Here is a 13,355-nt window from a genome sequence, read left to right as displayed (position 1 = left end):
TTTTAGCCTCTGTATATTCATACAATCTGATGAGAAAGAGGGAGCAAAGATGGAGAAAAAAGGTTTGGGTAAAAGGATTCTTTTGATGAGTATGCTTAGTTTAATTAGTTTATTTGGAATGAGTATATCAACCTTTGCCGAGGAAGATGAATTTCAAAAGATGGAAGAACGATGGAAAAGTCAACTTGTCTTTGAAAAAGAAAGTCCGGAAAATGAGTCATTAAGAGCATATATAGAAACGTTATCAAAAAAAGCGGGAAATTTATATCAAACATTGGATCAATCACCTGACCGGACCTATCTATGGCCACTTGAATCGGGAAATACTTCTTCAGCAGATTTGACGACACAATTTACGAAACTCCAGAAACTTACTTATGCCTATAAAACAAAAGGGACAACACTTTATCAACAGCCAGAGGTTGCTGCAGCAATTAAAGAGGGAATCGATTTTATGATTACCAAAAAAGGATATGATGGGAAAAAGTATTATGGAAATTGGTGGGATTGGCAAATTGGTATCCCACAAAAATTTGTGAATATCCTTCTACTGTTGCACCAAGAGCTATCCAGTGAAAAAATCCAACAATATACAGCTATTTTAAATCAATATGTACCTGATCCATTCCAGCAATTATATACTAAACCACAAGATTCATTCGTAGACCTTGCATTTATCCCTAACTTTTCAACGACTGGTGCCAATCGAACAGACTTATCATTGACTGTTTTAGGAGTAGGTATTTTACAAAAAGATGCCACAAAAATCCATCAAGCAGTGAATGGGCTCAAAGATGTTTTTCAACTCGTGACAAGTGGAGATGGGTTTTACGCAGATGGTTCCTTTATCCAGCATAATGATATTCCTTATACAGGTTCTTACGGGAATGTACTAATCAAAGGAGTCGGACAGATTTTTACGATTGTGGATGGGACTTCTTATACAGCAGCTTCTGATGACATTCACGCTTTCGTAGAAAATGTAGAGAAGGCCTTTATTCCTTTGATTTACCAAGGTGAAATGCTTCCCATGGTGAATGGACGCGCTATTTCACGTGCGCCTTCAAAGACGAAGGTAGGATACGGGTCTTCAACGATGTATAATTTATTGATTGTTTCAAAATTTGCACCAGAAGATAAGCAAAAGGAACTAAAAGAAGCAGTCAAATATTGGATGCAATTGAACCCTTCGTATTATATAACGAATGTAAGAGATTATAATGATCTGGTCATGACACTATCCTTATTAGAAGACCAGACGATTTTAGGGAAGGATTTACCATTCATAGGGACAAAAATGTATCATAAAATGGATCGTTTTGTTCAGCGTACCAGTAAGTATATGGTAGGAATCAGTATGTATTCGAACCGTATCTCTTCTTTTGAAGCAGGAAATAAAGAAAACAAACGTGGCTGGCATACATCGGATGGGATGGTCTACTTATATAATGAGGATGATGTACAATTCGGTAAAAGCTATTGGCCGACTGTCGATCCTTATCGATTGCCAGGAACAACGGTCGATACAGTCCCTTTAAAAGATGAAATCTCTTCTTTTACGACTGTGCGATCAAATGAGAAAGCCGTTGGCGGTGTATCAAATGAAGGTCAGGCAGTGGTAGGTATGGCTCTAAATAAAACTGGAACAAAGAATAATGGGACAGTTTTGCCAATGGATGTCAAAGGGAAAAAATCGTGGTTTGTGCTTGACGATCAATTGATTGCGCTTGGTTCGGGAATTACCGGTAACACAAATGCGTCGATTGAAACGATTATAGATAATCGTTTATTAAACGATCAGTTTACTTATAAAGTTGTAACAGAAACAGGAGAAGTTACCCAGCCAACCGAACAAAGTGAAAAAGAATGGTTATTGTTACAATCAAGTCAACCAGAAACATCGATCGGTTATTATTTTCCTGAGAAAGAAACAGTAAAAGTGATGAGTGAAGAACGGCAAGGTACTTATAGGGAAATCAATGAATCATTTCCTAGTGATGAAGTTTATCATGGAAGTTATCGGAAGTTTTTGATCAATCATGGAAAACATCCAATCAATGAAGCTTATGCATATGTGATATTACCAGGAGTGAACGAAAAAGGATTGAAAGAATATGCAGAAAAAGAACCAGTTACTATTCTTCAAAATACTCCAAAAATTCAAGCAGTAAAAGTAAAAGAATCCGGTTATTTGGGTATCAATTTTTGGGATAATACTGGTGGAGAATTAGATGGATTAAAAACAGATAAACCACTTTCTGTATTAAAGAAAATAAACGAACAAGAAAAAAGTTATACGTTTGCTGATCTTGCTCATACAAAGACGAAAATAACGATTGAATTACCAAATGATTTTGAAGCTATTCGAAGCATGAGTGAAGGAATTACCTATGATGAGCAGATGGGTCGCTTTACTATTGATTTTTCGCAAACATCGGATACACAAAAACAAATTGTCGTGGAATAAAAAAAGCGCACAAGAATATTCTATTCTTGTGCGTAATTTTTTTCCTTATTCCAATCCAATCAAATAATCGTCATCTTTCATCGCTTCTACATGACCTAACAAATAGCCGTTTCCGACTTGTGAGAAGAAGTCATGGTTGCTTGTGCCTGTTGAAATCCCGTTCATTACGATTGGGTTGACATCATTGGCAGTATCTGGGAAGAGTGGATCCATCCCTAGGTTCATCAATGCTTTGTTGGCATTATAGCGTAGGAATGTTTTGACTTCTTCTGTCCAACCGATTGGATCGTATAATTCTTCTGTATAACGTTCTTCGTTTTCATAAAGCTCATAAAGAAGATTGTACATCCAGTCTTTCAACGTTTCTTGTTCTGCTTCAGGCAATTCGTTGAAACCTAATTGGAATTTGTAACCGATGTAGGTTCCATGTACCGATTCATCTCGGATGATTAGTTTGATGATCTCTGCTACGTTTGCCAATTTGTTGTTTCCTAAATAATAAAGAGGAGTATAAAAACCTGAATAGAACAAGAATGTTTCTAAAAAGACGCTGGCAATTTTCTTTTCTAGCGGTGTACCGTGTTTGTAGATTTCATTGATACGCTCAGCTTTTTTTTGCAGATAAGGATTCGTATTCGTCCAGTCAAAAATTTCTTCGATTTCTTTTTTCGTGTTCAGTGTACTAAAAATAGAAGAATAACTTTTGGCATGAACGGATTCCATGAATTGGATATTGTTCAAAACGGCTTCTTCATGGGGAGTGCGGACATCTTTACGCAACTGATCCATGCCGCTTTCAGATTGGACAGTATCCAGCAGTGTCAAACCGCCGAATACATGTCCTACTGTATCTTTTTCCAATTGAGACAATGTGCGCCAATCATCTAGGTCATTTGAAAGTGGGATACGTGTATCTAGCCAAAATTGCTCCGTCAGCTTCTCCCAAGTGGATTTATCAATGATATCTTCAATTTCATTCCAGTTTATTGCTTCATAATATGTTTCTGACATGAGAATGCTCCTTTAATTAAAATATGAATAAGCGAATCTATCTATGATATTAGATCACGCAGCTTTCACATTGATTGCTTCCGATTTCTTCTGCATCATCAGTAAAGGTACGTACATAATAAATGGATTTGATTCCTTTATGGAAAGCGTAATGTCTTAAAATATTCAAATCACGTGTCGTTTGCTTCGTTGTTGTCTTCCATTCATAAATACCTTCTGGGATTTCAGAACGCATGAATAAAGTCAAACTCATGCCTTGATCGACGTGTTGTTGTGCCGTTGCATAAACATCGATCACTTTACGCATGTCCATATCATAAGCAGAAGTGTAATATGGAATCGTCTCATTGGATAAATAAGGCGCTGGGTAATAAATTTTACCGATTTTCTTCTCTTGGCGTTCTTCGATCATGCGAGTGATAGGATGAATGCTTGCACTCGTATCATTGATATATGAAATTGAGCCATTTGGTGCTACTGCCAAGCGATTTTGGTGATATAGCCCATCTTTCATTACTGCTTGTTTCAAGGCATTCCAATCTTCAGCAGTTGGAATAAAAATCCCTTCAAATAATGCTTTGACTTTTTCTGATTTTGGCTGGAATTCTCCAGTTACGTATTTTTCGAAATAAGTGCCATCAGCATAAGCTGATTTTTCAAAATTATGGAAAACTTGTTTTCTTTCACGAGCGATATTGTTGCTTTCAACAAGTGTCCAATAATTCAACAGCATGAAGTAAATATTTGTAAAGTCTAATGAATCCTCTGAGCCATATTCCATTTGTTCTTTTGCAAGATAAGTGTGTAGACCCATGGCACCTAATCCAATCGTATGATTCAGATTATTTCCGTTTTGGATCGGTGGTACGACATCGATATCAGATGCATCTGTAATAAATGTCAATGCACGAGTCATCGTACGCACAGATTGACCAAAGTTAGGGCTTTGCATCAAATTCACGATATTTGTCGAACCTAAGTTACATGAGATATCTGTTCCTAATACTTCATACTCCTGTTTGCCGTTGATCACAGAAGGCGTTTGAACTTGTAAAATCTCTGAACATAAATTACTCATGATAATCTTACCGTCGATTGGATTCTCGCGGTTCGCTGTATCAATATTGATTACGTAAGGATAGCCAGATTCTTGTTGTAATTTTGAGATTTCATTTTCAAGATCACGCGCTTTGATTTTTTGTTTGCGAATGTTTGGATTTGCAACTAGATGATCATACTCAGCTGTAATATCTACATAAGAGAATGGGACACCATATTCTTTTTCGACACTATACGGACTAAATAAATACATATCTTCGTTTTTGCGTGTCAATTCATAAAATTTATCAGGTACGATCACACCAAGAGAAAGAGTTTTTACGCGAATCTTTTCATCTGCATTTTCTTTTTTTGCTGAAAGGAAAGCAATAATGTCTGGATGGAACACATTCAAATAAACCACACCAGCTCCTTGACGCTGACCTAATTGATTAGAATAGCTGAAACTATCTTCGAATAATTTCATGACTGGAACGACACCACTCGCAGCACCCTCGTATCCTTTGATAGGAGCGCCGGCTTCACGAAGATTTGATAAAGTAATCCCCACGCCGCCACCAATACGGGACAATTGCAAAGCAGAGTTGATTGAGCGCCCGATAGAGTTCATATCGTCAGTGACTTGAGTCAAGAAACAAGACACCAATTCGCCCCGACGTTTACGTCCAGCATTCAAGAAAGAAGGTGTAGCTGGCTGATAACGTTGATGGATCATTTCATCTGCAAGAGCAAGTGCTAATTCTTCATCCCCGTTTGCAAAGTAAAGCGCATTGAAGGCTACTCGATCTTCATAAGTTTCCAGATAAGCGGAACCGTCGTTGGTTTTCAACGCATATTGAGAATAAAATTTGTAAGCAGCCATAAAAGATTTGAAAGAAAAATGTTGTTCGTCCAAAAATTGATATAGCTTTTCAATAAATGATGGTGAATATAATTGGATGAATTCTGCTTCTATATATTCTTGATCGATCAAGTAATTGATTTTTTCCATAATAGATGAAAAAGTCATCGTATTTGGTTTGACATTTTCTTCAAAAAAGGCAGCCAAAGCTTCTTTATCCTTATTCAAAGGGATTTGACCATTGACTGGTCGATTGATTTCATTATTCAGCTTGAAATAACTGACATCTTGTAAATTTTTAAGACTCATACGTACGCCCAACCTTCATTTCGTATTTGATGATGCTTGATTGCAAATCATTGCATTGTTTTTAAGCTTTAAAAAAGGATTTGGAAGTTTGCGACAAAAACTGGTGCTGTCTCAAGCCCTTCAAATCCATGTATCTTGTTTTGATTCTTTTAGTCATGTTAGCTGGCAAGTTTACGCAACTGATCAGGACGGAATCCGATAACTGTTTCTGCATCGGAAGTAATGACAGGAACACTTTGGAATCCTTGTGCTTTCAACCAGTCTACTGCTTCCGGTTGTTCATCGATATTGACTTCTTCAAAAGCGATTTGATTTTCTGTTAAAAAACGTTTGACCATCTTGCATTGCATGCAATTATTTTTAGAAAAGATTTTTACGTTCATGATGAGTGCCTCCTCTAAACACATTCTTATTATCTATAATAGATAGTATAAAACTCTTAGTAAAAAAGTCAAACAACAAACACTACATATTGTGTTGTGGAAACTGTGGAATACTAAGTTTTGTGTTTTTGAAAAAAGAGCTGAAAACAAGTATCGTGTGGGAAAATAGCAAATCTAATAGAGAAAAAATTGTGGAAAACTATGAAGAAATATTTTTTTCTCATTTTTATCTATCAATAATAAAGAATCGCTCATAATATCACAAGTGTAATTGACATTCTCAATTACCGAGAGTATTCTATGTGAGAATGATTCTCATTTATTTGCGTAATACGTAAGAAAACTAGAACATATAATGAATGATTTCAATACATGATTTATTTCACAAGAGAGGAATCAATATGCAGACCTTAGCTCAGGCAAAGCAAAACATCGTTTATCAAGTCGAACGAATCGAAACAGAAGAAAAAACAAAACGCCATTTGCAAAATATTGGGGTCGTTGCCGGAAGTAAAATCGTCGTCGTCAATTTATCAGGCAACAATGCCATTTTACTGGTAAAAAGTCATCGAGTGGCAGTAAGTCGGGAAATACTAAGTCAGATCTTTGTCAATAAAAAGACTGCTTCCTCTGAAAGCTGGACTTCTCTTGATCAATTAAAAGCAGGAGAGACTGGGATCGTCGTAGCCATCCACGGACAAGGCGCAGTGAAGCGGCGGTTGATGGATATGGGATTGACGCGAAATGTAAAAATAGTCATCCGAAAACTAGCCCCTCTAGGAGATCCAATCGAACTGACAGTGCGAGGATATGAATTGACGTTACGAAAGTCAGAGGCTGAATTAGTCTTGGTACAAAGGGAGGAAAACGAATGAATATCGCGTTAGTCGGAAATCCAAACAGCGGAAAAACGAGCTTGTTCAATCTCTTGACTGGTTCGAATCAATATGTAGGGAATTGGCCGGGCGTAACAGTAGAAAAAAAAGAAGGATTGTTGAAAAAAAATCCGAACATTCATATTCAAGACCTACCTGGCATCTATTCTTTGTCTCCTTATACACCCGAAGAAGTGATTGCAAGAGATTATTTGGTTCATGAACAGCCTGAACTGATCATCAACATTATTGATGCTACCAATTTAGAGCGGAATCTATATTTAACTACGCAGTTATTAGATTTAGACATTCCTATGATCATTGGTCTGAATATGATGGATGTCATCAAAAAAGAAGGAAAAAAAATCAACCTAGAAAAGCTTTCCTATGGTCTTGGTGTACCAGTTTTACCAATCAGCATATTGAAAAAGCAAGGAATCGAAAAATTAATCGAAAAGATGCAGGAGTCTGCAAAAAAACGGCCCTCTATTCCTGTTCCCTGTACATACGATTCGCGTTTAGAAGCAGCTTTACATGAAATTGAAGATGTACTAGGAGAAAAAAGCAGCAAGAAACGCTGGTATGCAATGAAATATTTTGAAAGAGATCAGAAGGTGAATGAGGATGATGAGATAACAATTTCTCAGCAAAAAGAAATCGAACAACTGATCCAGTTGACAGAGAAACTATTGGATGACGATAGTGAAACGATTCTAGTCAATGAACGTTATGAATTTATTACCCAATTATGTGCACTATCTGTCGTGTCAAATGATTCTTTCCAATTATCGATGAGTGACAAAATCGATCAGATTGCAACGAATCGTTGGTTAGCCTTGCCAATCTTTGCATTTGTGATGTGGCTGATTTATTACTTGGCTATTCAAACAGTAGGAACAATGGGGACAGATTGGATCAATGATACATTGTTTGGAACGTGGCTACCAGAACATGTTGGCAGACTGTTAGCTGAATGGCAAGTAGCTGGATGGATGCAGGAGCTGATCTTGAACGGCATCATTGCAGGCGTGGGAGCAGTATTAGGATTTTTACCGCAATTGATCGTATTGTTTTTATGCTTGAGCTTTCTAGAAGACTGCGGATATATGGCGAGGATCGCTTTTGTCATGGATCGACTTTTCCGGAAATTCGGGCTTTCAGGAAAATCCTTTATTCCTATGCTGATTGCCACGGGATGTGGAGTACCAGGCGTCATGGCTACTCGCACGATTGAAAACGAGCAAGATCGTCGGTTGACGATCATGGTCACGACATTCATGCCTTGTTCTGCAAAGTTGCCGATTATTGTCTTAGTAGCAGGGGCCTTTTTTCCTCACCAATCTTGGGTAGCTCCTTCTGCCTATTTTCTTGGGATGACTGCAATTATTTTCTCTGGAATCAGCTTGAAAAAAACGCGTTTGTTTGCCGGAGAAACAGCTCCGTTTATCATGGAATTGCCTGCATATCATTTTCCTCAATGGTCAACGATCCTAAGACAAACCTATGACCGCAGCAAGTCTTTTGTTAAAAAAGCAGGAACGATTATCTTTGTTTCTAGTATCGTGATCTGGTTTAGCTCTTCTTATAATTTTTATGCTCAACCTGTTCCTGAAGACCAAAGTATCCTAGCCTTTTTCGGACGAATCTTGGCTGTTGTTTTTCAGCCGCTTGGTTGGGGGAATTGGCAAGGAACTGTCGCAGCGATTACAGGATTAGTTGCTAAAGAAAATATTATTGGCACATTTGGGATTTTGTTTGGACATGCGGAAGTATCCGAAAATGGCAGAGAAATCTGGCAAGTGCTACAACACACATATACTCCCGCAGCAGCTTATTCATTGTTAGCCTTCAATTTACTTTGTGCGCCTTGTTTTGCGGCAATTGGGGCTATCCATCGGGAAATGAATGCCAAGAAATGGACTTGGATCGCCATAGGCTATCAATGCGGTTTAGCTTATTTAGTTAGTTTTGTGATCTATCAGTTGGGACACTTATTGGAAGGTGGACAGGTAGCCTTAGGGACGTATCTTGCTATTTTACTGATGATAGGTCTCGTTTATGTTTTGTTCCGTCAGCCAAAATCCAAGAACCAGTTTTATACTATATTGTCATTAGAAGGAGAGGAATAGGATGGCGACGTTCTTATTAAGTGTATTAATCTTTGGAAGTGCAGGAGCGATTGTCTATACTCGTTTAAAATCCGGAAAGAATTGTGATGACTGTCAAACAGCTTGCCCAGTAAAAAAGGAACAGATCAAGCGATGATCAGTCGTTGCAAGAGGCTGTTCTCCCCTTTTTTGCTTATTTTGCTAGAGCATAGTAAGATGAGGGAAAGTAAAAAAAGAAAGAGGAAAGAAAATGTCTGGAAAGAAAAAAATCGTCCGCCCGCGCTATCAACAGATTGCTGTCGATTTAGCCGAACGTATCGTTGAAAACCGATATAAAGTGGGTGAGAAGATCCATGCTCGCTCAACGCTTGCCAGTACGTACAATGCTTCTCCTGAGACTACCCGAAAGGCTATCAATGTGCTGGTAGATCTTGGGATCATGGAAGTACGGCATGGGAGTGGGGCATTTGTTGCCTCGAAAGAAAAAGCAAAAGATTTCCTATTGCAGTATCAAGATGTACAATCTATCCAAGATACAAAAGCAGAAATCATGGCGAGTGTGGAGAAGCAACAAGATGAGCTGAATCATTTTTCTCAATTATTGGATCAGCTGGTCAATCAAACGAAGCGAATACATAAGATGAACCCGTTACTTCCGTTTGAATTGTCTTTATCAGAAAAAGCAATGCATCTGGACCGTTCGATTAGCGAGTTGAATATCTGGCAGGCGACTGGTGCTACAGTTATCGCAATTTCTCATAACGAAGAACTACTTGTTTCACCTGGACCTTATGCTAAATTTACGGCAGGGGATATCGTTCATTTTATTGGAAATGAGTATACGCTACAGCGTATGACAAACTTTTTTTACCCGGAACATCAGCTTGCAGAATGATTGTGTGAAATATTATAAAAATATTAACTTGGCTAAACCTTTTATTTATAAAGATTTAACCAAGTTTTTTTCTGTTTAGACAAGCAAATTTCTTTCATTTTTGACAAAGTGACTACATGATGTTAACATAGTGTGGTCACTTTTTTCAGAAAGAAAAATGAATTTACATAAAAAAGGAGAATTTGTTTGGTAAAAGTAGAAGTAAAACATTTAACAAAGATATTTGGTAAAAAGACACAAGCCGCTTTAGATATGATGAATGATCACCAGCCGAAAACGGAGATTTTAAAGAAAACCGGTGCGACGGTTGGTGTGTATGACGTGAATTTTGACGTAAAAGAAGGAGAAATCTTCGTGATCATGGGGCTTTCCGGGAGTGGGAAATCCACATTGATCCGTCTATTGAATCGTCTGATCGAACCAACTTCGGGCAGTATCTATATTGATGGAGAAGATGTATCGAAGTTAAGTAAAGAAGAATTGCGAGAAGTCCGTCGTCATAAAATCAATATGGTTTTCCAAAACTTCGGTCTGTTTCCACACCGAACGATCTTGGAAAATACAGAATACGGGTTAGAAGTCCGTGGTGTACCTAAAGAAGAACGACAAGAAAAAGCAGAAAAAGCATTAGAAAATTCTAGTCTGCTTTCATTTAAAGACCAATATCCTAATCAGTTATCTGGTGGGATGCAGCAACGGGTCGGCTTAGCCAGAGCTTTAGCGAATGATCCTGAGATCTTGCTGATGGACGAAGCGTTCTCGGCTCTTGATCCGCTGATCCGACGAGAAATGCAAGACGAATTACTGGACCTGCAAGCCAATGTTCAAAAAACGATTATTTTCATTACCCATGATTTGAATGAAGCTTTACGGATTGGGGACAGAATCGCATTAATGAAAGACGGCGAAATCATGCAGATCGGAACAGGTGAAGAAATATTGACCAATCCAGCAAATGATTACGTACGTGAATTTGTGGAAGAAGTCGATCGTTCCAAAGTGCTTACTGCTCAAAACATCATGGTACCTGCATTGACGACGAATATCGAATCTGATGGACCAAATGTCGCATTGACAAGGATGCGTAATGAAGAAGTCAGCATGCTGATGGCTGTTGACCGAAAGAGACACCTGAAAGGAATCATTACTGCAGATCAGGCGTTAGAAGCTAGGAAGCAAAAACGTCCATTGATCGACTTCTTAGATGAAAATGTGATGGTGATCGGAAAAGACATGGTTGTAAGTGATATTTTCAATATTATTTATGATTCACCGACTCCGCTTGCAGTTGTAGAGGATGGAAAATTAAAAGGTGTCGTCATCCGAGGTAGTGTGATTGAAGCATTAGCAGAAACAAGCGAGGTGAGTGAACATGAATAATCTATTAAACTATCAATTACCAGTGGCAAACTGGGTAGAAAATATCACAGAATGGTTTACGACAACTTTTTCTGGCCTATTTTCATTTTTACAAACGATCGGACAGGCAGTGATGTCGGGGATTACAAATTTACTGTTAGTGATCCCAGCGCCTTTGTTTATCTTGTTATTGACGATAGCAGCTTTCTTTATTTCTAAGAAACGTCCAGGACTTACGTTGTTCACATTGATTGGTCTATGGTTTATTTATAACCAAGGTCTATGGAATGACTTGATGAATACTGTCACACTTGTTCTTTTATCTAGTGTGATCTCAATCATCATAGGTGTACCGTTAGGGATCTTGATGGCAAAAAGCAGTAAAGCTCAAAGCATCATCAAGCCGATCCTTGACTTTATGCAGACGATGCCAGGATTCGTTTATTTGATTCCAGCAGTTGCATTTTTCGGTATTGGGATGGTGCCAGGGGTATTTGCCTCAGTCATCTTTGCTTTGCCACCAACCGTTCGTTTTACGAATTTAGGGATTCGACAAGTACCGAAAGAGTTAGTAGAAGCTTCTGATTCATTCGGGAGCACAAGTCGTCAAAAACTATTCAAACTAGAATTGCCTTTAGCTAAAAGTACGATCATGGCAGGGATCAATCAAACAACGATGCTGTCACTTTCAATGGTCGTTATTGCCTCTATGATTGGTGCACCCGGCTTAGGACGGGGAGTATTGTCCGCTTTACAAAGAGCACAAGTCGGGAATGGATTTGTCAACGGGGTTGCATTAGTTATCTTAGCAATCATCATTGACCGTTTTACGCAGCATTTGAATCAGCCAAACAATAAAAAAGCTGCAGGAGCTGCAACACAAAAAAGTAAAAAACGTCAAGGTTTGATCATTGGTGCTGTAGTAGTAGTGATCTTAGGTGCGATTGGTATAGGAAGTTTTTCTTCTGCCAAAGAAACAAAACGTATCAACTTGTCTTATGTCGAATGGGATACAGAAGTTGCTTCAACAAATGTAGTCGGTGAAGTATTGAAACAAATGGGCTATGATGTAACGATGACACCGCTAGATAATTCAATCATGTGGAAATCTGTTTCAAATGGCGAGTCAGATGCCATGGTTTCAGCTTGGCTACCTAAAACTCACGGTTCACAGTATGCACAATATAAAGATCAAGTCGAAGACCTAGGTGCCAATTTGACAGGAGCAAAAGTTGGTTTAGCAGTGCCAGCCTACATGGATGTAAATTCGATCGATGAGTTAACCGATCAGGCAGGTAAGAAAATCATAGGAATCGAGCCAGGAGCTGGTGTAGTTACGGCTGCTGAAAACACGATCCAAAAATATGACAACTTGAAAGACTGGAAAGTAGAGACATCTTCTTCAGGAGCAATGACCGTTGCACTAGGTCAAGCGATCAAAAAACACGAACCAATTGTAGTTACAGGATGGACACCTCATTGGATGTTTGCCAAATATGATCTGAAATACTTAGAAGATCCTGAAAACGGAATGGGAAGCGAAGAGCAGATCCATACGATGGTTCGAAAAGGATTGAAAGAAGACCAGCCAGAAGCTTACAAAGTATTAGACAATTTCCATTGGTCAGAAAAAGATATGGAAAAAGTTATGTTGGAAATCAACAATGGAAAAGATCCACAGCAAGCAGCAAAAGACTGGATCAAAGAGAACCAAGAATTAGTCGAAAGCTGGAAAAAATAAAAAAGACGGAAACAAAATAAATGGAGCTTCCAAAATTGGATCAAAAATCCAGTTTTGGAAGCTCCATATTCGTCTGTCTCTTTTTTGTCTATAAAAAAAGAGAATGCGTAGCTCATCTTCGAAACGTCCAAAGACGCCGACAAACTATTATGAATTTATGGGTGCGAGTCAAAGAGATTGATCGTAGGTATGAAAGACTAATGTGATTAAAGTTTATTATGTACGAAGTGCATTCTCAAAAAATATTAAAGAATATACATAGTTTATATACTTAAAAGTGATTAAATTCTTATTCAGGAATTATTTT

General features: G+C 38.2%; 10 protein-coding genes. 7 read left to right on the top strand and 3 right to left on the bottom strand.

Annotation, left to right across the window (positions count from 1 at the left end):
• Positions 1–49 precede the first annotated feature (49 nt).
• On the top strand, positions 50–2,467 hold the full coding sequence (locus ESP02_RS07395) for a polysaccharide lyase 8 family protein (protein WP_002374860.1): 2,418 nt from the start codon (positions 50–52) through the stop codon (positions 2,465–2,467).
• A 45-nt stretch (positions 2,468–2,512) separates the two neighbouring features.
• Here the strand turns inward: ESP02_RS07395 and nrdF are convergent, their stop codons facing one another.
• From nrdF to nrdH, 3 genes are all read right to left on the bottom strand, one after another.
• Positions 2,513–3,478, bottom strand: a complete 966-nt coding sequence (nrdF, locus tag ESP02_RS07390) for a class 1b ribonucleoside-diphosphate reductase subunit beta (RefSeq protein ID WP_002287792.1) — start codon at positions 3,476–3,478, stop codon at positions 2,513–2,515.
• Between the two features lie 49 nt (positions 3,479–3,527).
• Positions 3,528–5,687, bottom strand: coding sequence for a class 1b ribonucleoside-diphosphate reductase subunit alpha (nrdE, locus tag ESP02_RS07385; protein ID WP_002374859.1), 2,160 nt, complete (start codon positions 5,685–5,687; stop codon positions 3,528–3,530).
• Positions 5,688–5,845: 158 nt separating this feature from the next.
• Positions 5,846–6,070 (bottom strand): glutaredoxin-like protein NrdH, encoded by a 225-nt coding sequence (nrdH, locus tag ESP02_RS07380; RefSeq protein ID WP_002287795.1) that lies wholly within the window; start codon positions 6,068–6,070, stop codon positions 5,846–5,848.
• Between the two features lie 401 nt (positions 6,071–6,471).
• On the opposite strand from nrdH, the gene ESP02_RS07375 reads away from it, so the two are divergent.
• From ESP02_RS07375 to ESP02_RS07345, 6 genes are all read left to right on the top strand, one after another.
• Positions 6,472–6,945, top strand: coding sequence for a ferrous iron transport protein A (locus ESP02_RS07375; RefSeq protein ID WP_025478530.1), 474 nt, complete (start codon positions 6,472–6,474; stop codon positions 6,943–6,945).
• A complete protein-coding gene (gene feoB / locus ESP02_RS07370) occupies positions 6,942–9,074 on the top strand; it encodes a ferrous iron transport protein B (protein ID WP_038399094.1) in 2,133 nt (710 codons plus the stop codon). Before ESP02_RS07375 ends, feoB begins: the two co-directional genes overlap by 4 nt.
• A gap of 1 nt (position 9,075) precedes the next feature.
• Entirely contained in the window at positions 9,076–9,210 is a 135-nt protein-coding gene (locus ESP02_RS07365; RefSeq protein WP_002290587.1) for a hypothetical protein, read from the top strand.
• 93 nt (positions 9,211–9,303) lie between these two features.
• A complete protein-coding gene (locus tag ESP02_RS07355; RefSeq protein ID WP_002287801.1) occupies positions 9,304–9,948 on the top strand; it encodes a GntR family transcriptional regulator in 645 nt (214 codons plus the stop codon).
• A 186-nt stretch (positions 9,949–10,134) separates the two neighbouring features.
• A complete protein-coding gene (locus ESP02_RS07350; RefSeq protein WP_002374849.1) occupies positions 10,135–11,328 on the top strand; it encodes a glycine betaine/L-proline ABC transporter ATP-binding protein in 1,194 nt (397 codons plus the stop codon).
• The gene (locus ESP02_RS07345; protein WP_002327274.1) at positions 11,321–13,048 is read left to right on the top strand and encodes an ABC transporter permease/substrate binding protein; all 1,728 of its coding nucleotides are present in this window, start codon (positions 11,321–11,323) and stop codon (positions 13,046–13,048) included. The genes ESP02_RS07350 and ESP02_RS07345 overlap by 8 nt, the downstream gene beginning before the upstream one ends.
• Positions 13,049–13,355 lie beyond the last annotated feature (307 nt).

This window comes from Enterococcus sp. NBRC 3427 (assembly GCF_007996925.1).
GTDB classification, from domain to species: domain Bacteria; phylum Bacillota; class Bacilli; order Lactobacillales; family Enterococcaceae; genus Enterococcus_B; species Enterococcus_B lactis.
The sequence above is the reverse complement of the archived record's forward strand: the minus strand, read 5'-3'. Positions and strand labels throughout refer to the sequence as shown.